This window comes from Candidatus Kurthia intestinigallinarum (assembly GCF_003991225.1).
GTDB classification, from domain to species: Bacteria; Bacillota; Bacilli; order Bacillales_A; family Planococcaceae; genus Kurthia; species Kurthia populi.
The window spans coordinates 80,871-107,284 of record NZ_JTFC01000026.1 but is presented as its reverse complement, the minus strand read 5'-3'; the positions used below and the strand labels follow the sequence as shown (position 1 = coordinate 107,284).

General features: G+C 38.4%; 21 protein-coding genes. 17 read left to right on the top strand and 4 right to left on the bottom strand.

Annotated elements, in window-relative coordinates:
* Positions 1 to 122 precede the first annotated feature (122 nt).
* The 10 genes from QI30_RS06500 to QI30_RS06455 all read left to right on the top strand — a co-directional run bounded on the left by QI30_RS06500 (position 123) and on the right by QI30_RS06455 (position 9,330).
* Positions 123 to 977 (top strand): tetratricopeptide repeat protein, encoded by an 855-nt coding sequence (locus QI30_RS06500; RefSeq protein WP_126990120.1) that lies wholly within the window; start codon positions 123 to 125, stop codon positions 975 to 977.
* A gap of 43 nt (positions 978 to 1,020) precedes the next feature.
* A complete protein-coding gene (locus QI30_RS06495) occupies positions 1,021 to 1,722 on the top strand; it encodes a hypothetical protein (protein WP_126990119.1) in 702 nt (233 codons plus the stop codon).
* Between the two features lie 156 nt (positions 1,723 to 1,878).
* Positions 1,879 to 2,604, top strand: coding sequence for a (Fe-S)-binding protein (locus tag QI30_RS06490; protein WP_126990118.1), 726 nt, complete (start codon positions 1,879 to 1,881; stop codon positions 2,602 to 2,604).
* Positions 2,605 to 2,607: 3 nt separating this feature from the next.
* Positions 2,608 to 4,038 carry a LutB/LldF family L-lactate oxidation iron-sulfur protein gene (locus QI30_RS06485; RefSeq protein ID WP_126990117.1) on the top strand — a complete coding sequence of 477 codons (1,431 nt, stop codon included), beginning with the start codon at positions 2,608 to 2,610 and terminating at the stop codon, positions 4,036 to 4,038.
* Positions 4,038 to 4,742, top strand: coding sequence for a LutC/YkgG family protein (locus tag QI30_RS06480; RefSeq protein WP_126990116.1), 705 nt, complete (start codon positions 4,038 to 4,040; stop codon positions 4,740 to 4,742). Before QI30_RS06485 ends, QI30_RS06480 begins: the two co-directional genes overlap by 1 nt.
* 173 nt (positions 4,743 to 4,915) lie before the next feature.
* The gene (locus tag QI30_RS06475) at positions 4,916 to 5,308 is read left to right on the top strand and encodes a thiol-disulfide oxidoreductase DCC family protein (RefSeq protein WP_126990115.1); all 393 of its coding nucleotides are present in this window, start codon (positions 4,916 to 4,918) and stop codon (positions 5,306 to 5,308) included.
* A gap of 146 nt (positions 5,309 to 5,454) precedes the next feature.
* On the top strand, positions 5,455 to 8,163 hold the full coding sequence (gene acnA / locus QI30_RS06470) for an aconitate hydratase AcnA (protein WP_126990114.1): 2,709 nt from the start codon (positions 5,455 to 5,457) through the stop codon (positions 8,161 to 8,163).
* 153 nt (positions 8,164 to 8,316) lie between these two features.
* The gene (locus tag QI30_RS06465) at positions 8,317 to 8,568 is read left to right on the top strand and encodes a M14 family zinc carboxypeptidase (protein ID WP_126990113.1); all 252 of its coding nucleotides are present in this window, start codon (positions 8,317 to 8,319) and stop codon (positions 8,566 to 8,568) included.
* 45 nt (positions 8,569 to 8,613) lie between these two features.
* Positions 8,614 to 8,847, top strand: coding sequence for a hypothetical protein (locus QI30_RS06460; protein WP_126990112.1), 234 nt, complete (start codon positions 8,614 to 8,616; stop codon positions 8,845 to 8,847).
* A gap of 57 nt (positions 8,848 to 8,904) precedes the next feature.
* A complete protein-coding gene (locus QI30_RS06455) occupies positions 8,905 to 9,330 on the top strand; it encodes an acyl-CoA thioesterase (RefSeq protein ID WP_126990111.1) in 426 nt (141 codons plus the stop codon).
* Positions 9,331 to 9,497: 167 nt separating this feature from the next.
* On the opposite strand, the gene QI30_RS06450 is transcribed toward QI30_RS06455, so the two are convergent.
* Together QI30_RS06450 and plsY are read right to left on the bottom strand one after the other, a co-directional pair.
* Positions 9,498 to 9,791 (bottom strand): HesB/YadR/YfhF family protein, encoded by a 294-nt coding sequence (locus tag QI30_RS06450; RefSeq protein WP_126990110.1) that lies wholly within the window; start codon positions 9,789 to 9,791, stop codon positions 9,498 to 9,500.
* 19 nt (positions 9,792 to 9,810) lie between these two features.
* Positions 9,811 to 10,413, bottom strand: a complete 603-nt coding sequence (gene plsY / locus QI30_RS06445; RefSeq protein ID WP_126990109.1) for a glycerol-3-phosphate 1-O-acyltransferase PlsY — start codon at positions 10,411 to 10,413, stop codon at positions 9,811 to 9,813.
* A gap of 262 nt (positions 10,414 to 10,675) precedes the next feature.
* Here plsY and parE point away from each other — a divergent pair, with 262 nt between their 5' ends.
* Together parE and parC are read left to right on the top strand one after the other, a co-directional pair.
* Positions 10,676 to 12,625: a DNA topoisomerase IV subunit B gene (gene parE / locus QI30_RS06440; protein ID WP_233600543.1), complete on the top strand. Its 1,950-nt coding sequence runs from the start codon at positions 10,676 to 10,678 to the stop codon at positions 12,623 to 12,625.
* Positions 12,626 to 12,627: 2 nt separating this feature from the next.
* Entirely contained in the window at positions 12,628 to 15,048 is a 2,421-nt protein-coding gene (parC, locus tag QI30_RS06435; RefSeq protein WP_126990107.1) for a DNA topoisomerase IV subunit A, read from the top strand.
* A 50-nt stretch (positions 15,049 to 15,098) separates the two neighbouring features.
* Here the strand turns inward: parC and QI30_RS06430 are convergent, their stop codons facing one another.
* Positions 15,099 to 15,896, bottom strand: a complete 798-nt coding sequence (locus tag QI30_RS06430) for an alpha/beta hydrolase (RefSeq protein WP_126990106.1) — start codon at positions 15,894 to 15,896, stop codon at positions 15,099 to 15,101.
* Between the two features lie 279 nt (positions 15,897 to 16,175).
* Here QI30_RS06430 and QI30_RS06425 point away from each other — a divergent pair, with 279 nt between their 5' ends.
* The gene (locus QI30_RS06425) at positions 16,176 to 17,516 is read left to right on the top strand and encodes a gluconate:H+ symporter (protein WP_126990105.1); all 1,341 of its coding nucleotides are present in this window, start codon (positions 16,176 to 16,178) and stop codon (positions 17,514 to 17,516) included.
* Between the two features lie 77 nt (positions 17,517 to 17,593).
* On the opposite strand, the gene QI30_RS06420 is transcribed toward QI30_RS06425, so the two are convergent.
* Entirely contained in the window at positions 17,594 to 18,439 is an 846-nt protein-coding gene (locus QI30_RS06420) for a MurR/RpiR family transcriptional regulator (RefSeq protein ID WP_126990104.1), read from the bottom strand.
* A 137-nt stretch (positions 18,440 to 18,576) separates the two neighbouring features.
* Between QI30_RS06420 and gnd the strand changes: the two genes are divergently transcribed.
* From gnd to QI30_RS06400, 4 genes are all read left to right on the top strand, one after another.
* On the top strand, positions 18,577 to 19,473 hold the full coding sequence (gene gnd, locus QI30_RS06415; protein ID WP_126990103.1) for a phosphogluconate dehydrogenase (NAD(+)-dependent, decarboxylating): 897 nt from the start codon (positions 18,577 to 18,579) through the stop codon (positions 19,471 to 19,473).
* 298 nt (positions 19,474 to 19,771) lie between these two features.
* Entirely contained in the window at positions 19,772 to 20,554 is a 783-nt protein-coding gene (locus QI30_RS06410; RefSeq protein ID WP_126990102.1) for a transglutaminase domain-containing protein, read from the top strand.
* An 80-nt stretch (positions 20,555 to 20,634) separates the two neighbouring features.
* Positions 20,635 to 21,375, top strand: coding sequence for an arylamine N-acetyltransferase family protein (locus QI30_RS06405; protein ID WP_126990101.1), 741 nt, complete (start codon positions 20,635 to 20,637; stop codon positions 21,373 to 21,375).
* A gap of 299 nt (positions 21,376 to 21,674) precedes the next feature.
* Entirely contained in the window at positions 21,675 to 26,303 is a 4,629-nt protein-coding gene (locus QI30_RS06400) for a metallophosphoesterase (RefSeq protein ID WP_126990100.1), read from the top strand.
* The last annotated feature ends 111 nt before the right edge of the window (positions 26,304 to 26,414 follow it).

Genomic DNA, 26,414 nt, shown 5'->3' with positions numbered 1-26,414 from the left:
ATGTTCAGCGTTCAAACAAAGGGTTTTACAATAGAACACATAAAAAGGAATCGCTTCGGGCGGTTCTTTTTTTTAGTGCAAATAAAGTGCTATACTCAACTTATTGAGGAGTGAGCGGACGTATGGAATTTAATAAGCAAACACGCGAGCAATTACTACAACAACAACTCGCGGCTATACATAGTGATACCCATGTGTTAATTAAAAAAATGCAGCAAGAATTGCAAAATCCAAGCGGTGATCAAAGCGAGCCTGTCTTTATTGATGATGTACTAGTAGCAGAGGCAGTGAACTTGTTACAGCAAAGTGTAGCGAATCAAAAAGAAGCGCAATATGAGTTGGGACACTTATATCGTGGTATAGGTATGATGGCGCTTAGTGTGAGTTGCTTTGAGCTTGCGGCAGACAACGGCTATTTAGCGGCAATGTACTGGTTAGGAAACTTTTATTATGAAGGCATTGGTGTTGATGAAAATATTGAAAAAGCCTTTTCGTATTATGAGTATGCGGCGAAGGCTGGGCTTGCAGATGCGATGAATAATTACGCAGATATGTATTTCCGCGGCGAAACAGTGCCGCAAAACGATGAAATCGCATATCATTGGTTTTCAAAAGCGGCAATGCTTGGTGTATCTGAGTCGATGTTTACGCTTGGGTATATGTTTGAAAATGGTGTCGGCGTTGAACTAGATGAGGAGACTTCTCTTTATTGGTTTGAACAGGCAGCAAATAATGGCGATTTATATGCGGCAAATTATTTAGGGCATAAAGCAATGCAACGTGCGGCATTTGATGAGGCGTTCATCTGGTATTTACAAGCAGCAACAGGGCAAGATGTCGAAGGAGAATACAATGTGGGCTTTTGCTATGAAGAAGGCATTGGGACGATGCAAAATTTACAAAAGGCGAAATATTGGTATCAACGTGCGGCATTACAAGGTGATACACAAGCAAAAGAAAAACTAGCGCGTTTTTAAGAAAATGAAAGCGGGAATAGCAGTTAAAAGGGAGGTGGCGCATATGCGACACCATATCGAACAACTACTTATGCTAGAGCAGCAGCTATCACTCCAGCTTCGAGACGATTTTGAACGGCAAAATATGAATGAAGCTAAAACGGTATTGCAATTGCCGCGTTTTCAGCAAGTGAGTATTGTGCGACAAATTTTAGCAGACTGTGCGCATGTGCATCTTGCATTATATGAGCCGACAGCAAACTCAGAAATGTGCACTAAAATTGATGCATTGCGTCAGGCATTGCATACGCAGCAACTACCACAGCATATGGTAATGATTGATGCGCTTTGCTACTTTGAGCAGTGGTATGAGGCAGAGGATGCAAGGTTGTTAATGGATAAACCAGCCTATTATGAACTGAAATGGGCGATTGCCTATACGATGACCTGGCTCGATGAACCGCAAACATGGGCGAATTTAAAAAAGTATATTGCGCCGATTATCGAGAGATTTGAACAGCAGTATCCAGGCTATGATTTTATGCTACAGGCGGAGCGCGCATTAAGCGATTTAGCGGATATTGACCAGCTTCTTTTAGTAACGGTAGATAGCCAGCAAACAAGACGCTTTTTAGCCGTTACAGCGCCAGAACGGCTGAATCAGCTTGTGAGGCGCGTGTATCAGCATCAGCCATTCATATTGCTAACACTGAATCTACAACAGCAATTACACCGCGCTTATGAGGCACAGCTTATGCATAAATGAAGCAGGAAACGTAAAAAGCGTTTCCTGCTTTTTGTATTCCGAAAAGTAGGCATAACGATAAGAACTATTCTTTTTTGGAATAGTAAGTATTCCAATGATTGACAGCGTTATACTTAGTCATATAGCCAATTATCCATTTTTGAGGGGGAATGTTTGATGAAAGTGGCATTATTTGCGACATGTTTAGTCGATGTATTTCAAACAAATGTAGGGAAAGCAACGGTACAATTACTCGAGTCACTTGGGTGTGAGGTGACCTTTCCAAAAGGGCAGGTTTGCTGTGGGCAGCCAGCATATAATTCTGGGTATGTAAAAGATGCTAAGGAACCGATGCGCCATATGATTGATACATTTTTACATGAAGAATGTATTGTGACACCATCTGGCTCATGCGCAACGATGTTTAAGGAATACCCGCATATTTTTGCGGATGATCCCATTTATGCAAAGAAAGCACAGCTTGTAGCTGATAAAACGCATGAATTAACAGAATTTTTAGTCAACGTATTGGGCGTAACCGATGTAGGAGCTAGTTTTCCCCATCGCGTGACGTATCATTCATCTTGTCATATGACGCGTTTACTCGGCGTCAAAGATGAGCCACGTATTTTATTACAGCATGTCAAAGGGCTAGAGCTTGTAGAACTGCCGAATGCGCATAATTGCTGTGGTTTTGGTGGCACATTCTCTGTGAAAATGGGCGACATTTCAGAGCAAATGGTCGATGAAAAAGTAGATTGTGCACTGCAAACCGATGCAGACTATTTAATTGCCTCAGATGGAGGATGCATGATGAATATTAATGGGCGTATGCATCGTCGTGGTGAAAAAATGACAACGATGCATATTGCGGAAGTTTTAACGCAGCATGAGGGGGTGTAGCGAATGGCGATTCAATTTAACCAACATAAATTTAATGATAATGTAGAAGAAAATTTACAAAATGATTTTATGCGAGGTGCTGTTGCATCTGCACAAAATCATTTGTATACAAAGCGCCTAGATGCTGTGGAGGAATTAGGTGACTGGGAAGAGTGGCGAAACCATGCGCAGGAAATTCGCCAGCATGTGCTAGAAAACTTAGATTACTATTTACACGAGCTTGCAAGCAATGTCGAAAAAGCAGGTGGTCATGTACATTTTGCTCGCGATGCAGAAGACGCCAATGCGTATATTCGTAAGGTCGTACGCCAAAAAAACGCCAAAAAAATTGTGAAATCAAAATCAATGGTTACCGAAGAAATTAGCTTAAATGAGGCATTAGAGGCAGAGGGTTGCCAAGTGCTTGAAACGGATTTAGGGGAGTATATTCTTCAATTAGAAGGCGATAAGCCATCACATATTGTTGCACCGTCATTGCATAAAAATAAAGACCAAATTAAAGAGGTATTCGTTGAAAAGTTGGGCTATGACCCACAAAATACATCCGAAGCGGGCGAACTAGCACGCTATGTGCGCGGTATTTTACGGGATGAATTTTTAACGGCAGATTTAGGGGTGACGGGCTGTAATTTTGCTGTTGCAGATAGCGGCTCGATTTGTTTAGTTACGAATGAAGGCAATGGCGGCCTTGTCACAACGATTCCAAAAACGCATATTGCAGTCATGGGGATGGAGCGTCTTGTGCCGTCGATGGAGGAGCTCGATGTATTAGTAAGTATGTTAACACGTAGTGCAGTTGGGCAAAAATTATCGAGCTATGTCAATATTGTCACAGGGCCAAAGCATCGCGATGAAGTAGATGGTCCTGAGGAATTCCACCTCGTTGTATTGGATAATGGTCGTTCATCGATTTTAGGTGGAGACTTTGAAGAGGTGCTGCAATGTATTCGCTGTGGTGCATGTGTTAATACTTGTCCGGTGTATCGTCATATCGGCGGGCATTCGTACAATTCGATTTATTCAGGGCCGATTGGTGCGGTACTGACACCATTATTAGCAGGCTATGATGATTATAAAGAATTACCTTATGCCTCTAGCCTATGTGGTGCATGTACCGATGTATGTCCGGTGAAAATTCCGTTACATGAATTATTATTAAAGCATCGCCAAGTTATTGTCGAAGAAGAAGGACGTGCGCCAGTAGCGGAAGGTGCGATGATGAAATTATTTGAATTTGGTGCCTCGCGTTCGCCACTATATCGTCTCGGCACAAAAGTTGCGGCAACGGCCATTCGCCCATTTGCAAAAGATGATATGATTTCAAAAGGACCGGGACCATTAAAAGCTTGGACGGATATACGGGACTTTCCAGCGCCTAAAAGGGAAAGTTTACGTGATTGGTTTGATAAACGTGATAAAGGTGGGAAAGCATAATGGAAAAAACACAATTTTTAGCAACACTTGCCTCTCGACTACAGCGTGATGTCAATACGACAAAAAAACCAGCGCGTAACTGGCAACATCGACCACAGGAGCAACATTATACGCCAATGAATAATGCGGAATTACTCGTGGCATTTAAAGAGCAGTGCACACGCATTCATACAGATGTTATGGAAACAACACGCGAAAATTTATCCGAAGCGGTGGCGCAAGTTGTCAACAAATACGGTGGTCCGTTGTCTGTCTGGGATGATCCACGCTTTGCAGAGTATGCCTTAACGCCGTTATTCACCACAATATTGCCAGCGCAAAATACGGCGGTGTATACATGGAGTAATCAAAAAACGCGTGAAGAAAATTTTGCAGAAGCAAATGCTGCGCGTATTGGCCTCGTATTTAGTGAATATGCGTTAGCGGAATCGGGAACGGTTGTGTTGTATTCAGCAGACGGGGCCGGGAAAGCGGTTGGCTTATTACCACATGCATTTGTCGCCATTATTCCACAAAGCTCATTACTACCACGTATGACACAAGCATCCCAAGCAATTCAGCAACGTGTAGATCGTGGTGAGTTATTACCACATGCTATCGATTATGTTTCAGGTCCTAGTAATTCAGCGGATATTGAAATGAAACTAGTCGTTGGGGTTCATGGACCAGTAGAAGCGACCTATATTGTGTTAACAGATTGTTAACGTTTTCCATCTTCCCTTCTATTATAATAGAAGGAAGGTGGATTTTTTTTGTATAATTTCGTATAATGAAAGTGGATAAAATGCTCGTAAATTTTGAAAATTCACTACTTATGTAGTAAAAATCAGTCAAACGAGTGTTTTAGAGGCCATAATATTGAAGGAAGGCAGCATGAATGAGTAGACCAATTTTATTTTATGATGGTGACTGTGGATTTTGTTCTTCCGCTGTTCAGTTTATTTTAGACCATGAAACTAGTGAAAGTTTTCTATTTGCACCGCTACAAGGCGAATTAGCGGCACAGGAATTACCGGGAGTGCTCGTAAAGGATTTAAATACAGTCGTTGTCAAGCATCAAAATGTCATTTATACAAAGTCACAGGCAATCTTTTTCGTTGCGCGTTATTTGAAAAAGCCATATCATTTTATGCATTTTGGAAAATACATTCCTAAAGCATTCAGTAACCAGATGTATGATATTGTTGCGAAAAATAGATATTCCTTATCGAAAGTTAGTAAAACATGCAAAATCCCATCAGAAAATGAACGGAAACGCTTCATCCACTAACAAGGTCATAAATAAAACTTATCACAACGCATAAAAATAATTTTATTTACTTATGTGCTGTCGTTCGGTATCATTGGTTTTGGAGAAAAGTAGTACAAAATTTGTAACCTTTTCATTATGAACATATTAGAGGGGGACCATCAATAATGGCAAACTTACACAACAGCCGCGCATCTTTCGAAGTTAATGGTAAAACGTACAACTATTATAACCTTAACGCGATTGAAGAAGCAGGCGTAGCAAAAGTATCTAACTTACCTTACTCAATCAAAGTATTACTTGAATCAGTATTACGTCAATATGACAACTACGTAATCAAAGAAGAGCACGTAGATAACTTAGCAAAATGGGGTACAAAAGAAGCAGACACAACTGGTGAAGTACCATTCAAACCATCTCGCGTAGTATTACAAGATTTCACTGGTGTACCAGTAGTAGTAGATTTAACTTCTCTACGTACAGCAATGAAAGACATGGGTGGTAACCCAGACGAAATCAACCCTGCAATCCCAGTTGATTTAGTAATTGACCACTCTGTACAAGTTGATAAATACGGTAACGCTGGTGCACTTAAAGCAAACATGGACCTTGAATTCGAACGTAACGCTGAACGTTACAACTTCTTAAAATGGGCTCAAACTGCTTACAACAACTTCCGTGCAGTACCACCAGCAACTGGTATCGTTCACCAAGTAAACTTAGAGTATTTAGCTCCAGTAGTACACGTTAACGAAAACGCTGACGGTACATTCGAAACATTCCCTGACTCAGTAGTAGGTACTGACTCTCATACAACAATGATCAATGGTATCGGCGTTCTTGGATGGGGCGTTGGTGGTATCGAAGCTGAAGCTGGTATGTTAGGACAACCTTCTTACTTCCCAGTTCCAGAAGTAATCGGTGTAAAATTATCAGGTAAATTACCTTCAGGCACAACTGCAACTGACTTAGCACTTAAAGTAACTCAAGAATTACGTAAAAAAGGCGTAGTTAACAAATTTGTTGAGTTCTTCGGTCCTGGCGTTGTAGGTCTTCCATTAGCTGACCGTGCTACAATTTCAAACATGGCTCCTGAATACGGTGCTACTTGTGGTTTCTTCGCAATCGATGAAGAATCATTAAACTACATGCGTTTAACAGGTCGTGACGAAGAACACATCGCTGTTGTAGAAGCTTACTTAAAAGCGAACAACATGTTCTTCGATCCAACTTTAGAACCTAACTACACTTCAGTAGTAGAAATCGATTTAAATGCTATCGAACCAAATCTTTCTGGTCCTAAACGTCCACAAGATTTAATTCCATTATCAAACATGAAAAAACGCTACCACGAAGTAGTTGTAGCTCCATCAGGCGTACAAGGTTTCGGCTTAACTGAAGAAGAATTCACTAAATCTTCTACAGCTAAATTCGCTGAAGGCGATGTTGAAATCCCTGCAGGTGCTGTAGCAATCGCTGCAATCACTTCTTGTACAAATACTTCTAACCCATACGTTTTAATCGCTGCTGGTCTTGTAGCTAAAAAAGCGGTTGAAAAAGGCTTAACTGTTCCTAAATGGGTTAAAACTTCATTAGCACCAGGTTCAAAAGTTGTAACTGGTTACCTAAATGATTCTGGTTTAACTGAATACCTAGATCAATTAGGTTTCAACACTGTAGGTTACGGCTGTACTACATGTATCGGTAACTCAGGTCCATTACTTCCAGAAATCGAAGATGCAATCAAATCAAATGATTTATTCGTAACTTCAGTACTTTCTGGTAACCGTAACTTCGAAGGCCGTGTTCACCCACTTGTAAAAGCTAACTACTTAGCTGCTCCTCCATTAGTTGTAGCTTACGCATTAGCTGGTACAGTTGATATCGACCTACGTGAAGATTCATTCGGTAAAGACAAAGATGGCAACGATGTATTCTTCGATGATATCTGGCCTACAACTGATGAAATCAACGCTGTATTAAACCAAGTTGTAACTCGTGACCTATTCCAAAAAGAATATGAAACTGTATTCACTGCTAACGAAGCTTGGAACGCAATCGAAACTTCAACTGACACTTTATATGAGTTCGATACTAAATCAACTTATATCCAAAACCCACCATTCTTCCAAAACTTATCTGCTACTCCAGAAGATATCGAAACACTTTCTGGTTTACGCGTATTAGCTAAGTTTGGTGACTCTATCACAACTGACCATATTTCACCAGCAGGTGCAATTGGTAAAGAAACACCAGCAGGTAAATACCTGATTGAAAACGGTGTTGAAATCCGTAACTTCAACTCTTACGGTTCTCGTCGTGGTAACCACGAAGTTATGATGCGTGGTACATTCGCAAACATCCGTATCCGTAACCAAATCGCTCCAGGTACAGAAGGTGGTTTCACTACTTACTGGCCAACAGGTGATGTTGAGTACATTTACGATGCTGCAATGAAATATGCTGAAACAAACACTGGTTTAGTAGTATTAGCTGGTAAAGACTACGGTATGGGTTCATCTCGTGACTGGGCTGCCAAAGGTACTAACTTACTAGGCGTTAAAACAGTTATCGCTGAATCATACGAACGTATTCACCGTTCTAACTTAGTATTCATGGGTGTTCTTCCATTACAATTCTTAAATGGTGACAACGCTGAATCACTAGGCTTAAAAGGTGACGAAACATTCGCAGTAAACATCGCTGAAGGCGTTAAACCTCGCGATATCTTAACTGTAACAGCTACTAAAGCTGACGGTTCTGAAGTTAAATTCGACGTATTAGCTCGTTTTGACTCAGAAGTGGAAGTAGATTACTACCGTAACGGCGGTATCCTACAAATGGTATTACGTAACAAATTAGCTGAAAACAAATAATTTAAAGCGTATGCTTGTAAGAAGATAAGGTGCAAACCTTATCTTCTTTTTTTATATAATTTTTATAAAAAATAATAACTCGCTAGTCTATATAAAATAAAAAATAACCTATAAAAACAATTAAGCAGGGTATCAGCTGAAAAACGCGCAAAAGTGTTAGCCTATAATGGCAATAGTAAAAACTTTGCGCGCTATAAAGCGAATATTTGTGGTGTAGATTTGAATCGTAACTACAATGTTGTATGGAAGCAAACGTCTACAACACCTAGAGCACGCTCTTACCAGTTTTATAAAGGCCCGAATGCTGTGTCAGAGCCTGAAACAAAAGCCATGGTGAAGTTTGTGAAAGCGCATAATTTTAAAACCTATATTGCCTATCATTCATCAGGGGAAATATTGTACTAGAAATACAAACAAAATACGACGCAATTAGCACAGCATCAACCACTCGTGACGCAGATTCAACAAATGACAGGATATCGCCCAGACAACACTACAGGCGTTGTAAATGGTTCTGGCGCTGGACAGGATTGGTTTGTGGCGACGACTGGAAAACCTGGTATTACGATTGAAATTGCGCCATATGACGGCAATCAGCCAGTTCCTAACAGTCAGTGGTCAAGCATATGGAAGAAAAATAAATACGTTGGCTTACTTGTTGCCAAAGAAGCCGCAGCGCGTTAATTCAAGTCTTTTCTTTTGCTGGTAACTGCGTCATAATGGGTGCTGAGGTGACCAATTATGTTTACAAGTATAAAGGAAATCGAAATTCGCTATGCAGAAACAGACCAAATGGGTGTCGTTTATCATGCCAATTACGTCGTGTGGCTTGAATTAGGACGTTCACAACTCATTACGGATCTTGGATATTCTTTCATTGAAGTAGAAGAAAAAGGCTATGTATCACCAGTTATGAACGTCAATATTAACTATAAAGCAGCCCTTCGCTATGGGGAGCCGGCTTTTGTTAAAACATGGGTAAAATCACAAGATAAATTGCGAACAGTCTACGCTTACGAAGTACTACATGAAGATGGTACCGTAGCTGCGACAGCGACAACAGAGCATATTATTGTGAAAAAAGAAAATTTCCGTCCTGTATCATTTAAAAAAATAAATGAAGAATGGTTCAATAAATATATTGAAATTGCGGAACAACAAGCTTAAATGCTTACATAGTAAAAAAGGGCCGGAACAAAAAACGCCCCATTTTTTTTAAGCGTTCACAACAAAAAACCGGAACCGCACTACTGCGCGATTCCGGTTTTTCTTATACTCCTAGAAGTGGTCATTTTTACACGTATGTCAAAGTCTCTTTTTATGTAGAGAAGATGCTATGGTTTTACATAGTCATACGTTAACTCTTCTAATTCAGTGTTTACATCAACATGTAAATCGTGGTCATTAAAAAACCATAAATCATCGTTTTCGATAAAGAAATGAATACCATCTACATCATTTATGACAGCTTCTTCAATCGGATCATCAAATGTGACACCAATTGAATAGCCTTCATGAAATGGATTCGATCCGCCATAGCGCGCGAAAAACTTAATCGAGCTTGAAGGCTCGGCATCCATTTCTTCTTTGAACCAATTTAATGCAGCGTTTGAAATAACAATTTTCATGATGGAAAACACTCCTTTGTTATAGCCAAGTGACTTTTGGTTCGGTGCCAGCTTTAATGCGTTGAATATTTGAACGATGACGATAAATAACAAAACCAGCTAATAACGTAATGATTAATAATAATAGCCAATCGTCTGTCATGAAAAAATGTACAACGGCATAAACAAAGGCAACAACGCCACCAAACATCGAAGCAAGGCTAACCATTTTGAACACTTTTAAGCATACCAAGAAAGCAAGGACAATTAAAAGGAAAACGGGCCAGTGATAGCCTAAAAGAACGCCAGCTGATGTAGCAACCGCCTTACCTCCGCGAAATTTTGCGAAAATCGGGAATACATGTCCGACAACGGCTACAAGACCTGCAACTAACGGTGGTACACCACTACCAGCAAAAACACTTAATGTAGGTAATAGCGTAGCTGCTGTTCCTTTTAAAATATCGATGACCATCGTAATAGAACCAGCTGGTTTTCCAAGTACACGAAATGTATTCGTGGCGCCTAAATTACCGCTGCCGTGTTCGCGGATATCTGTTTTAAAAAATGCACGGCCAATCCATAAGCCCGTTGGAATAGAACCCAATAAATAAGCTAAGATAAGGACAAGAAATAAGTTCATGCAAAGAGCTCCTTTTAAATTTTAGTAGTAGGTGCTAATAATATATACTAATTATTTTAGCATATATGATAAACAGGTTACAATTGAACATTTGTCTTTCATATTCTATTCTTATTTTGCTTTCAATTCAACGTTTGTAGTACAATAATGCGTGAGTCAATTCGTGACGTGAGCAGTTGACAGTGATATAATGAGTGTTAAACTAAGGAAATACGAACGGGTGTTTGCTCTAGGGGGAATTTTTTTGACAACAAAACAAACAATGACATCTTATAATGAAGATGCGATTCAAGTATTAGAAGGATTAGAAGCGGTTCGAAAACGACCAGGGATGTATATCGGTTCTACGGATGGACGTGGTCTACATCACCTTGTTTACGAAATTGTCGATAACGCAGTCGATGAAGCATTAGCAGGATATGGTAATCATATCATCGTAAAAATTCATGAAGATCAATCGATTACGGTCATTGACCATGGACGTGGCTTACCTACAGGGATGCACAAAACTGGCAAACCAACACCAGAAGTTATTTTTACGGTGCTACATGCCGGCGGTAAATTTGGTCAAGGTGGCTATAAAACAAGTGGTGGTTTACATGGTGTAGGTTCATCTGTTGTAAATGCCTTATCAAGTGTATTGGAATTAGAAATTCATCGTAACGGTGAAAAATATTATATGCGCTTTGAAAATGGCGGGAAGCCAGCTACAACATTAGAACATATCGGTTCAACAAAAGATTCTGGGACAATGGTGCATTTCAAACCAGACCCAGAAATTTTCTCTGTTACAAAATTCAATTTCGACATTTTAGCAGAGCGTTTGCGTGAATCTGCCTTTTTACTAAAAGGTTTAAAAATTGAACTAATTGAAGAAGCAACAGAAAAACATGAAGTATATCACTATGATAATGGGATCGAAGCTTTCGTATCTTATTTAAATGAAGATAAAGACGTATTACACCCCGTTCACTATATTGAAGGAACTCAAGATGAAATTGAGGTCGAGTTTGCATTCCAATTTAACGATGGCTATTCAGAAACGATTCTGTCATTTGTCAACAATGTTCGTACACGCGATGGCGGTACACATGAGACCGGTGCAAAAACAGCGATGACACGCGTCTTTAATGATTATGCTCGCAAAATTGGTTTGTTAAAAGAAAAAGATAAAAACTTAGATGGTTCAGATATTCGAGAAGGCTTAGCAGCGATTATTTCGGTGCGAATTCCTGAAAATCTTTTACAATTTGAAGGCCAAACAAAAGGTAAATTAGGCACAAGTGAAGCACGCGGTGCAGTCGATGGTGTGATTCAACAAAAATTGATGTACATTTTAGAAGAAAACGCAGATCTATCTGCATCACTTGTTCGTAAAGCAATTCGTGCACAACAAGTGCGTGAAGCGGCGCGTAAAGCACGTGAGGATGCGCGTAACGGCAAGAAAAACAAAAAACAAGCAAATATCTTGTCGGGTAAATTAACGCCTGCACAATCAAAAAATGCGTCGAAAAATGAATTGTATTTAGTCGAAGGGGATTCTGCGGGTGGTTCTGCGAAACAGGGGCGTGACCGTACATTCCAAGCGATTTTGCCATTACGTGGGAAAGTTGTGAATACTGAAAAAGCAAAAATGCAAGATATTTTAAAAAATGAAGAGATTGCGACGATTATTCATGCAATTGGAGCAGGGATTGGTACAGATTTTAAAGTAGAAGATTCTGCTTACGATAAAGTAATCATTATGACCGATGCCGATACAGATGGTGCGCATATTCAGGTGCTATTATTAACATTCTTCTTCCGTTATATGCGCCCGCTTATTGAAGCAGGAAAAGTATATATTGCACTGCCACCTTTATATAAAATATCTAAAGGTAGTGGCCGTAAAGAAGTCATTGAATATGCTTGGACAGATGAGGATTTAGATGGTGCCATTGCAAAAGTTGGGAAAGGCTACATTCTACAACGCTATAAAGGGTTAGGGGAGATGAACGCTGACCAATTATGGGATACAACAATGAATCCTGAAACACGTACATTAATTCGTGTAACAATTAATGATTTAGAGCGCGCTGAACGCGGTGTTTCGACATTGATGGGTGATAAAGTAGAGCCCCGTCGTAAATGGATTGAATCCAATGTTGACTTCAGTATGGAAGAAGACAGTAATATTTTAGAAAATGAGTTTATTGCAGAGGGAGAGGTTTAGTAATGGCTGAGAGCTATCAAAATCTTCCTTTAGAAGATGTGATTGGAGACCGTTTTGGTCGTTATAGTAAATATATTATTCAGGACCGTGCACTACCAGATGCACGCGATGGATTAAAACCCGTGCAACGTCGTATTTTATATGCGATGTTCAATGAAGGGAATTTAGCGGATAAACCATTCCGTAAATCGGCGAAAACAGTCGGTAACGTAATTGGTAACTACCACCCACATGGTGATACAAGTGTGTACGAGGCAATGGTTCGTATGAGTCAAGATTGGAAATCAAGCATGCCACTAATTGAAATGCACGGTAATAACGGTTCACTTGATGGTGACCCACCTGCCGCGATGCGTTATACAGAGGCGCGTTTATCAAAAATTTCAATTGAATTATTACGTGATTTACAAAAAGAAACAGTTGATTTCATTCCAAACTTTGATGATCAGGATTTAGAGCCAACTGTATTACCTGCGCGCTTCCCAAATTTATTAGTGAATGGCGCAACCGGGATTTCTGCGGGTTATGCAACGGATATTCCACCACATGCACTTCATGAAGTCATTGACGCTGCATTATTATATTTGAAAAAACCAACTGTGACAGTTGATGAATTAATGAAGGTATTACCGGGTCCAGATTTCCCAACAGGTGGTATTATTCAAGGTGCAGAAGGCATTAAAAAGGCATACGAAACAGGACGCGGTAAAATTATCGTACGTGCGAAAACAGACATTGAACAATTAAAAGGGTCAAAAGAGCAAATTGTCATTACAGAAATTCCGTTTGACGTGAATAAAGCGCATCTTGTGAAAAAAATGGACGACTTACGTTTAGATAAACGTCTAGATAATATTTCGGAAGTGCGTGATGAATCAGATCGCCAAGGTCTTCGTATCGTTATTGAAATGAAAAAAGATGCACCAGCAGCACCGATTTTACCATTCTTATTTAAAAATACGGATTTACAAGTAACCTATAACTTTAATATGATTGCGATTCATAACCGTCGACCAACAATGATGACATTGCCATTAATGTTGGAAGCGTATGTAAATCACCAAAAAGATGTTATTACACGTCGCGCGCAATTTGACTTAAAAAAAGCCAAAGCACGTCTACATATTGTAGAAGGGCTAATGAAAGCTTTATCTATTTTGGATAAAGTTATTAAAGCAATCCGCGCATCAAAAGATAAAAAAGATGCCAAACATAATTTAATAGAACAATTTGCGTTTTCTGAGACACAAGCGGAAGCAATCGTATCATTACAACTGTATCGTTTAACTAATACTGATATTACAGAGCTTGAAGAAGAGCATCTACAATTAACAAAACGAGTTAGCGAACTTGAAGAAATTTTAGGTGATAATAAAAAATTAATTGCCGTATTACGCAAAGAATTGACAGCGATTAAAAAAGATTTTAAAACAACACGTCATTCCGTTATCGAAGCAGAAGTGCAAGAAATTAAAGTGGATATGGATGTTTTAATTCCAAATGAAGAAGTAGTCGTATCTGTAACAGAAGATGGCTATATTAAACGTACGAGTCCACGCTCATATAAATCATCTAACGGAAAAGAATTAGCGATGAAAGAATCGGATCACGTATGTTATCAAGCTTTCATTAATACGCAGCAGCATGTCATGCTCTTTACGAATAAAGGTCGTTATATTTTACAACTCGTTCATGATCTTCCAGACATTCGTTGGAAAGATCTTGGACAACACATTTCAAGTATTGTACCGCTTGATGCAGACGAGCAGCTGATTTCGGTTGAAGGTGTAACGGATTTCAAGGCAAAACGCTCCGTTGTGACAGTTACAAGAAATGGTCAAATTAAACGAACAGCACTAGAAGAATATTTAATTACACGTTTTAATAAAACGTATAAAGCAATGAATGTGAAAAAAGGCGATGAGTTAATTTTTGCACAAATTGTTGATGATAGCGCGAAAGATGTTATTTTAGTAACCCATGACGGCTACGAGCTTCGCTTCCCAATGGAAGAGGTAGCACCAACAAGCACGCGAACAGCAGGTATTAAAGCAGCAAACTTAAAAGATGGGGATTATATTGCATCGGTTGTTATTGTCGATGCAGATGATCAGGGCGATGTATTTATCGTGACACATCGCGGGGCAGTTAAACGTATGCGTATTGCTGATTTTGAATTAACAGGTCGTGCAAAACGCGGTTTAACGATTTTACGAGACTTAAAATCAAAACCACATCGTATTGTTGATGTGCGTCGTGTAGAAAAAGATGATTTAGTCGTAATTGAAACGAAAAAAGGTCAGCCGGAAACGTTAGCGGTATCGAAATATCGTCATGCAGAGCGTTATTCAAATGGTCAATTTGTGATTGATTGTGATGCTGATGGAGAAATCACGCATATCGCACTAATCAAACAACAATAAATACACAAAAAACCCGGAAACAATTGTTTCCGGGTTTTTTGTGTGGAAAATTAACGACGACGTTTTCTTTTTTGTTTTTCTTCAATTGGCTGCGCGTAACGATCTGGATCAATCCCTTTAACGAAATAGAGAGATTGCTCGACGATACGCGGTGCATCGTAGTCAACTAACGCATAGTGATAGCTATCTTGTAACATAATTAAATGTTTTTCTTTTGAAGAAGCTGTTGCGATTAAGTGATCAACCGTTTGAGGTGGAAGCACATGGTCATCTGTTGAATGCATAACAAGGAGCGGTGCTTGAATACGATTTGATTGCGCAGCCACATCTTTTGTAAATATAATCATTTCACGAGCTAATGCAACAGGGTATTTATCATAGCGATAAACGGTTGCGCGTGGATTTTTGATGTCAGCTGTCCCGATAGGACCGTATGTGTCGCTTGATTGAATGATCGCCTCAACGTTATCAAGCATTTTGGCAGGTAATTGATAGGCTGCATTTAATAGCAGTAAGCCATCTACGTGATATTGTTGTGCAAGATGTTGCGCGATTGTGCCGCCAAAATCGAACCCGCAAATAACTTGGTGCTCTGTGCGTTCTTGTAGCCATTCTAAAGCGGCCGTTGCGCTATGGACAAGCTGTTCAATCGTCGTATTGTATAAATCCTCGGGTGTTGTACCATGCCCCGCTAAAATAGGCATTTTTACCGTGTAACCGCGTTTGGCAAAAGCCTCTGCCCACGGTTGTACAGATTGTGTTGTACACGCAAAGCCATGCAATACTAAAATTCCTACATGATTTCCTATCTGTTCGAATGATTCTGAATGCTGTGCTAATGATGTCATAGTTATCACTCCTTATTCGATTACTCTTATCATACCGTTTTTTTAGAAATGAGTAAAATTTTGTTATTTGACAATATGAAAAAATAGTTCATGAATAGTAGAAATAAATAAGGGAATATAAAAATCGTACACAAGAAACAGATTTTTTTCTTGAAGCACAAGAGTGCAATGAATTTTTTTTAATTATTTATATTGAAAAAAGAAAATTTTTTTCGTATAATAACGTTAATGAAAATGCTTACATTTTTAAAAATTACAATTCCAAAGGAGATGAAGTAATTGGACGCTTATTTATTACTCATTACATTATTAGCCATCGTCATCGTCATTGTCGGCGTTTCAGTCTTCAAATGGCACGCGTTCATTAGTTTAGTTGTTGCTAGTTTATTCTTGGCGATTTTCTCAGGCATGTCCTTTGATAAAATTGTTACCGCTTACGAAACAGGTGTTGGCGGTACATTAGGTCACTTGATTGGTATTATCGCGTTAGGTACGATTTTAGGTAAGATGCTTGCCGAATCAGGTGCCGGACTGCGAATCGCAAATTTCTTTATTAAAGTATTCGGAGAAAAACGTTTGCCATGGGCAATGTTTTTATCAGGTTTTATTATCGGAATTCCCGTATTCTTTGAAGTCGGAATTTTAATCCTTCTTCCATTAATTATTTCCATTGCGAAAGCTTCTAAGAAAAACTTGTTACTGATTGGGTTACCTGCAATCGCTGGTTTATCAATCGTTCATGGTTTAGTTCCTCCACACCCAGGGGCTGTCGCTGCTATTGGTATTTATGGTGCTGATATGGGCAAAGTATTATTGTACTCATTAATTATCGCCATTCCAGCAGGTATTTTAGGCGGTCCATTATTCGCCAAATTCATTAGCAAGCGTGTGAAACCAGAAGGCAAACCAAAAACAATCATTATAGAAGATAAAGATGACTCACAAATGCCATCAACTGGTATGTCATTCTTCATCATCTTACTACCCGTTATTTTAATGGTATTTGGTACAATGGCTGGTTATTTAACAAAATTAATTGGTGCTGGTAAAGGCACAGAACATGTATTTGCTTTTATTGGTAGTCCGTTAATCGCCTTATTAATTTCAGTATTTGCTGCGTATTATTTCTTAGGACATCGTTTAGGTATTACGAAGAAACAAATGAAAGAATTTACAGAAGACTGTATTATGCCAGTCGGCTCTATCGCACTTATCATTGGTGCTGGTGGCGGTTTTAAACAAATTTTAATCGACTCTGGTGTTGGTGCGACAATCGGGAACCTTGCACAAAACTTTGATTTATCACCGCTTGTATTAGCTTTCGTTATTGCGGGGCTTATCCGTATTGCGACAGGTTCAGCAACAGTTGCATTAACAACAGCAGCAGGGATTGTAGCGCCAATTATTGAGCATATGACGGGTGTCAACAAAGAATTACTTGTTATTGTAACAGGTGCAGGTTCATTAATGTTCTCACATGTTAATGATGCCGGCTTCTGGATGGTAAAAGAATACTTAGGTCTAACAATTAAAGAAACATTTAAAACGTGGACAGCGCTTGAAACTATATTATCATTCTCAGCGTTTATTCTTGCACTTATCGTTAACGCATTTATTTAATAAAAAAGGCCGGAACAATTAAGTATTGTTCCGACCTTTTTTTCAACCTCTTCAGTAAAACGCTTACATTCTTTTTTTTAAATACGGGTATTTAAAATAGCGTGACGTACCTTTTTCATTGCATCTGTCGACGTATCCTTACGTAGCACCATAATATTGACGTACAGCGCATCAATTAAGCTGAGCTGTGCAATACGGCTAGAAAGTGCTTCAGAGCGGTATTCCGTCTCCTCGGAGCTTGTGAAAAGGGATACTTCGGCAATTTGTGCCAAGTTTGATTTTGGGAAGCCTGTAATCGCCACGATTTTAGCGCCCGATTCATGTACAACGCGTGCAATATTCAGTGTGTCACGATTTTTCCCAGAGTGGGAGACGATAACCGCTACATCGGTAGGTTTCATTTGACTAGCCGCCATCAGTTGGAAATGCGAATCAATAAATGAATAACATTTTACACCTGTACGTACAAATTTATGGTAAGCATCCATCGCGATAATCATCGAGCCACCTGTACCGAAGAAATAAACTTCAGAAGCGGTATGTAACAGGTCTACTGCTGACTCTAGTGATTGTGCTTCTAAAATATTTTCGGTATTTTCAAGCGTTTGAATATTCGATTTGAAAATTTTTGATGTAATTGTTTCTTCCGAATCGCCCTCTTGAATTTCTTCATGAATTTGCTTTAAAGGGGCGATTGCTTCTTGTGCTAAGGCAATTTTCATTGCTTGATAGCCTTTAAAGCCAAGGCGTTTACAGAAGCGGAAAACTGTCGCATCTGCCACATGAAGCTGCTCTGCAACGCCATTGATTGTATTTTGGATAATATGATCTGGGTTTTCTAACACGAAGTCAGCAATCTTTTTCTCTTTATCGCTTAAGCGAGGATACATGGATTGAATTTTGCGTAATGTGTTTTGCGTCATACGAAAACTCCTTTATATGAAAGTAAATTTATTATAGCATAATCAACTTTAGAAAAAATATTTCTTATTAATAGTTTTAAAATGAAAAAAAATTCGGTATAATAAAAGAAAATAACGAGAAAAAAGGAGAATGCCTTATGAATATTGGTTTAGTTGGCCTTGGAAAAATGGGCTTCAATTTAGCAGAAAACTTAATGGATCACAAACACACGGTAACAGCTTTTGATGTGAATCAAGAAGCAGGCGAAAAATTTACAGCAGTAGGTGGCACATATAAAGCATCTTTAGAAGATATGGTTGACGCATTAGAAACACCACGCATCGTTTGGTTAATGGTACCAGCAGGTGATATTACGGTACAAACAATCGAAACATTAAAAGGTTTATTATCAGAAGGCGATATTTTAATTGATGGTGGGAACTCACATTACAAAGAAGCAATTGCATTTGCGGATGATTTAAAACAACAAGGCATTCACTTCATGGATGTTGGTACATCAGGTGGTACATCAGGCGCACGTAATGGTGCTTGTATGATGATTGGTGGCAATGCAGAGGCATTTGCTACAATCGAACCTTTCATCGCTGACATTTGCGTAGAAGGCGGTTACCTATACACAGGTGAAGCGGGTTCTGGTCACTTTTTAAAAATGATTCATAATGGTATCGAATATGGGATGATGGCAGCAATCGCAGAAGGCTTTGAAGTACTTGAAAAATCAAATTATGATTATGATTACGAAAAAGTAGCGCATGTCTTCAATAACGGTTCTGTTATCCGTTCATGGTTAATGGAATTAACAGAAAATGCATTCTCAAAAGACCCTAAACTAGAAACAATTAAAGGAGTTATGCATTCTTCAGGTGAAGGTAAATGGACAGTTGAGACAGCTCTTGAGCTAGGGACAGCCGTTCCGGTTACAGCATTATCATTAATGATGCGCTACCGTTCACAAGAAGATGATACATTTACAGGTAAAGTTGTTGCAGCACTTCGTAATGAATTTGGCGGCCACGCTGTAGAACGTAAATAATTGATTAATTAAACGAAGTTATGACGTACATGTAAAAACAACCGCTCCTAGGAGCATAAAAAAACCGGAAACGTGCTGTGGCGCGGTTCCGGTTTTTTTGCGAACGTTGGAAGAATGACATGTTTTGTCCTAGTCTTGTTTTTTTATTAAAAAGAACAGGGGAAATCATCGTTTAAGTAAAAAAATATCAAATTTATATCATTTTAATACGGTTTTTTGCACAATTTGTCCTTTTTTGTTGAATTCCTTTTACACTAATAAGGTATCAACAGAAAAGAGGCATTACGTAACAAATATTATGAAGAAGTTATTAATTATTGTAGTAAGTTGCTTAAGTTTATTGATTGCAGGAACAGTAGAATTAACATCGGTGCGCGCCAAATCACCGTCGACTATGACGGAATTAAAAGCAAGTGTTGAAAAACATTTAATCGATTTAGATAAAACATTTACAATCAAATATATAGGAAATGGCGATGACTTTGCGAAATATGTCAATCAGCTCATTCCAAATGCGATTGCAAAGAAACCAGAAATTGATTCGGTTGTAAAAAGTTATACCGTGACATCTTATCGTAGTAAAAATGGCGGCGAAGCGACGTTTAACGTCAAGTATTATACGAGCAAGGCAAAGCAAGCGAAGGCGCTAGATAAAATTAAGCGTGTAGCGAAAAAAATTAAGAAAAAATATCCGAATTCACCATATAAGCAAGTGAAAAATGTCCATAACTATGTCATTGGGCAAACAAAATACGATAGTCGTGAGGCAGATCGCTATTCGATTTATGGCGTGATGTACGATGGTCGTGCGGTATGCCAAGGGTATGCGATGACAACGTATTATTTATTAAAAGAATTAGATATTGATGTACGCTATGTAACAGGATTTGCGGGCGGGGAGAATCACGCATGGAATAAAGTAAAATTAAATGGCAATTGGTACAACCTAGATACAACATGGGATGATTCAGCTGCTAATAAGTATCATTACTTCTTAATTAGTGATGCGAAATTAGCAAAAAATCATCAATGGAATACAAGTGCTTTCCCAAAAGCATTAAAAACATATGCAGCAAAATAACAAGTCGGAGGGTATGTATTCCTCGGCTTTTTTTAATTTGCGTTATACTGTAGAAAGAAACTAATAAAGCAGGTGATAATATGTTAACAGAAGCATTTTTAGCGCGTATACGCTTGTCTGGAACAAAAATTGATATGAAACACTTGCCGCTACTATTACGACATGTCGCGGACTATATACCGTTTGAAAACTTGGATATTATCGAAGGGGCATCAGAGGTATTATCGGAAGAAGGGACAGCGAAGAAAATCTTACAGCAACAACGCGGTGGACTGTGCTACGAAATTAATCCGCTATTAGCTACGGTTTTAACGGAAAATGACTTTCATGTGCAACTAATTTCGGCAGTTATTTACGATGCACTGCATGAAGAATTTTCAAAAACTGGCTATACGCATACATTGATATTGCTAGAGGAACACGGGGAGCAGTACCTTGTTGATGCAGGGTTTGGTAATAATGTTCCATTGATGGCAGTGCCTTTAGATGGCCGTACAGTGTCATCGACGAACGGTGACTACCGTATTGAAGGGAATGATTTATATATGAAGCGTCGTTATCGTGATGAACAATTTGTTCTTGCGTATCGCTTTAATATAAAGCCGATTACACAAGCACAACTACTTGATTCGCAGCAAATTATTGAAAACAGCGAGGACTCGGTATTTAATAAACGACCATTGCTAACGAAATGTACGGAAGATGGTACAGTTACGTTAGCAGGCAATGATTTAACGATTATGAAAAATGGCCATAAAACGCTGAGTACTTTGACGGATACGGAAAAAGAAGCGGCAAAAAAACAGTATTTTTATCAATAACCGTACACGAAAAAGAGATTGATAATAAATCAATCTCTTTTTATATTACTTTTTAATAAAATAAACATATCTCGCTAGTATATATAAAAATAAAAAACATTTCATTAAAGTAAAAAATCCACGCTTTTAAAAACCATCTTTTCATCAAAATGAACTTATTTCAAAAAAATTACTTAATGTTAGTTCGAATGTTTATTCTTTTTAGCACTTATTTTAATACTATTTTGGTAAAAATAAGGGAATTAATATGACTTTTCATTTATAATAGAGAGGATTTGTGACAATAGGAGGTTTATTCATTGAAAAAAATAGTTAAAAATATATTAACTGCTTCAGCTATTATTACGTCTACAACGTTGATTGCAACAGAAGGACATGCAGCAAATGCGCAACAAACTATACCATTTAATACATTAAATTTATCATCCATAATAAATCCCAATAGCACTTCCTCTTTTATACATACCCCACCAGAAAGTGCCGGACCATTACAAGATTTAACGATTTCAACAACGTTTAACTCATCTTCTGTATCAAATGTGGTATTAAATTACCATACAGAGCTAGATAACGAATGGAAACAACTTGAGATGGTTCAAGTAAACAACAAATATGAAGCCGTTTTAACTCCTGACTTACGCCAAGGTCAAAATATTACATATTATATGACCGCAACTGTAAACGGAGACCAAGAATATTCAGATGAATTTACGGTTTATGAAAATCAGCCTGAATATAAACCTGAAAAAGTGCCGTCATTACTCATTACAGAAGTAATGGCTCGTACGACAAAAATCGGCGACACAGAGGCCTATGAATATATTGAGGTCTATAATAATTCAACAAGTACGATTAATTTAAAAGATTATAATATCCAATATCGTTATCCTTCAAAGGGAGCGAAGGGTGATTTAATATGGCCCGTACAGCAAAAAGGAGATTTGAATTTAGAACCTGGTAAAGCAATGGTCTTTTGGATTACAAATGATGGCAACCGTCAACTAAGTATTCAAGATTTTAATGCACATTATCAGACAGCACTAGAGGAAGGGAAACAAGTTGTGCGTATTGAAGGAAGTGGTTTAACAAATGGCTCTTATCGTGGTGTAGCGATTGCGACAAATACGCGTACAGATATTTCAACAGCGTTTTACAATCAAGATGAGAAAAATCTTGATGTTGGACTAAATCAAGCAATTGTTTATGCATATCCAATCGATGGCAAAAAAAGAATGCGTATTATTTCATCGAAAGAGACAGCAGGTACACCAGGTATAGTGGAGGGTTTCCAAGTGCCAACGCAATCGGTAACGCTTGCGCAGTCCTATTACCCACCAGTTATTTATGATAATACAGAAGCTGAAAACTTTTCGACAGAAGAGGATGCGCATTTAGCATTTGAGCTACGTGCAGATACCGATGTCAAAACGGCCACATTTTATTATAAGCGTAATGGTGATGCAGATTACCGTCCATTAAATATGAAAAAAGGTACGGATGGATTGTATCATGCGATTATTCCACGTGCGGATTTAATTGGGCATTCTTTATTTAAATATTATGTAGTAGCATCGGATGGCGACAAGCAGACGAAAACGTCACCTCGTGCTATTGAAATTTTAGGAAATGAAAAAATTTCAGGACTACAAATGAATGTGGAAAATAGCACATTGCTAACGAAAACTGTCAATATTAAGGCGATGCATTCAAAAACACCAACAGCCTCTAAAATGACGATTGATGGTACAGATGTGACATCGAAAATGACATATGAATTACCAGCGGGTGCCTACTTTGCATTTGAGACGAACCAAACCGCAAATTATTATAAAAATGCAGTAACTATTGGCAAAACGGTATTAAAAACGTTCGATGACCGCTATGATGATTTTACAGCGATTACCGTACCAGTCGAATCAAAATATTTCACAAAAGGAGACAATCGTACATTTCAAGTGCGTGCAGGATCAAAGGATTCTGCATTTGATACATCAGGTGCCAATTTAAATGATATACTCGTTCGAAATATGCGCCTTGTTTTAAATGATGGTACGACATTGTATCCGAAAAATTATATGGACCCGACAAAAATTATTGAAATTGGAGATGCGGGGAATACACCAACTTTTATTGAACCGATTTTTGAAATTCCAGATAATGCATATAATGCGAAAACGTATCAGCTAGATACAACGACGCTAAAAGATGGTGAGCATACGATTGTTTCGAAAAATGGCAAGTCAAAAAAGACAGCTAAAGTCATTGTTGATAATACAGCGCCAACGATTAATAGCTCGATTGCGAATAAAGAAACGTATAAAGGTGCATTCACAATTAATGCCGAGATTATTGATGCCAATGCGACAGATGGTGCAACTGCAACACTAGACGGCGAGCCGATTGAGTTACCATATGATACATCGAGTGCTGCTTTGAGTGCGGGAGAGCATACGATTGTTTTCCAAGCAACAGATCGCTTAGGCAATAGCGCAAGCAAAACCGTGAAGTTTACGACAAAAGAAGAAATGCCGTATGAACCACTATTAGTCGGTCCAACAATAAATAGCACAACAGAAAATACAGCACCGTTATTAAATGTGAAAGTAAGTGATCCAACAAATGATAATGTCGATGTTGCCTTTAATCGCGGCTACTCCTATGAGGCCATTAACAATAATGTGACTGTGGTCGAAAATAATGCCGAAAAAGAGCCGCCAGATGAGCTTGCATCATTAGGTGAGGTCGAAGTATATGATAAAGAAGCGGTTGCAGCAACAGATGGGAATTATGTGACGACAAAAAGTATCGAGAAATTCCCATATCATCGCTTTAAATTAAATTTAGATGCTAATGTTACAGCAGAAGATGAAATAGAAGTGAACTGGGAAGGGAAATCACTCGTTGGTCGAAAAGTAACGATGTATATATGGAATTATGACCGCGCCAAATGGGAAGCGAAAATTTGGAAAATCGCTGAAAACGAAAAGAATTTTAAATTAAATACGGTTGTAAAAGGCACACAATATACACGCTATAACGAAGTGCAAGTGATGGTACAAGATGAAATTGCGAGCACAAATCAATTTGATTACTCATTTGTATGGATGAGTGATACACAGTACTATTCAAAAAGTTATCCAGCTATTTATAAGCGCATGACGGAATGGGTGGCACAGCAAGCAAATCCATTAAACATTAAATATGTTTTCCATACGGGGGATTTAGTAGATACCTATGATAGTGCTAAACAATGGAAAGTAGCTGATGCAGCAATGCAGACACTTGATACAGCAGGCGTACCTTACGGTGTATTAGCAGGGAATCATGATGTTATGAGTGTGACACATAAAGAATCGGATTATACAAATTATAATAAGTATTTTGGGGAATCTCGCTTTGTAAATAAAAATTATTACGGTGGTTCTTATAAAAATAACCGTGGACATTATGATTTGATTAGTGAAAAAGGAACAAGCTATATCATGATGTATATGGGCTGGGAAATTGGTGAAGAAGAAGTTGCTTGGATGAATAGCGTGCTGAAGAAATACCCAGAGCGCAAAGCGATTTTAAACTTCCATGAATATTTAGGTACTGATGGCAAGCGAACAGATACAGGAAATTATTTATTCGATAAGGTCGTAAAACCGAATAAAAATGTCTTGGCTGTATTGTCGGGTCACTTATCCGATGCGGAAATATTAATTAGTCCGATTGATGATGACGGCGATGGCCGAACAGACCGTAAAGTACATCAATTATTAATGGATTATCAAAGTGGCGCTGAAGGTGGTCAAGGCTTCTTGCGTCTACTAAAGGTTAATCCGATTAGTAATAAAATCAACGTAGAAACTTATTCACCCTATTTAAATAAAAACAATTACTATGACCCAGAAGATTATCCAGAAAAAGATCAATTTGAAATGGCAATCGATATTGCACCAAGAGAAAAGATGGTCGCAACAGATTCGATTCATTTCAATGTGTATACAAATGAGCCAATCAATAAATTATATGATGTAGCAGATGGTGAAACGGTACAAGCGCGCTGGCGTGGACTGCAGTCAAACACCAACTATAGTTGGTATGTCAAAGTAACGGATGAATTTGGAGGCGAAAAACGCTCACCTGTTTGGAACTTCACGACAGGTACTGGTTCAGATACGACCGATTATGCAAAAAATATTACCGTTAAAACGGCAGATGGACAGGTGATTGCGAGCCAAAAAGCAGAATCAGGGTATGAAATTCCACTGCCGAAGCAAGAAGATGCGGTGTTAGAGGGATTATATAATGATGCGGCATTTACGACAAAAGTGAGTCGTAATGAAAAATTTTCGGAGGATAAAACAGTCTATGCGAAATTTGTAACCGCGCCTCCACAACCGACACTTCAAGTAACAAAAATTACGTATAATAGTGCAAAATTATCTTGGGAAGCTTCGGATGGGGCAACTAAATATGAAGTATACCGCGCATTAAAGAAAGATGGCGAGTATGAAAAGGTTGCGACAACAACTGCAACCGCAATAACGGATAAAAAATTAGCGACAGGTACGACGTATTATTATAAAATACGTGCATTAACAGAAATAAATGGAATTGTACTAAAAAGTGAATTATCATCGGCGTTTGCGGTGAAGCCACGCCCGGCAACCTCGACCCTAGCTGCATTAACGAAAAAAGGATTGACAGTTTCAGGAAGTTATAAAAAAGTAACTGGTGCCGAAAAATATGTTGTCTATCGCTCAACTAATGATGGGCTATTTAAAAAAATCAAAACACTTGATACGAAAACAGTAAAATTCACAGACAAAACTGTGAAAAAGGGCAATACCTACACGTATAAAGTGCGTAGCTATCGTACAGAAAATGGCAAGAAATATTATAGTAGCTATTCAAACATACGCTCGATTCGTATCCATTAACAACTAAATAATAGTAAAAAAAAGAAGAGATTGTCCTATGTTGGGATAATCTCTTCTTTTTTTAGTATAATATATTTGTTTTTTTAATAAAAATGTATATGATAAAAATAG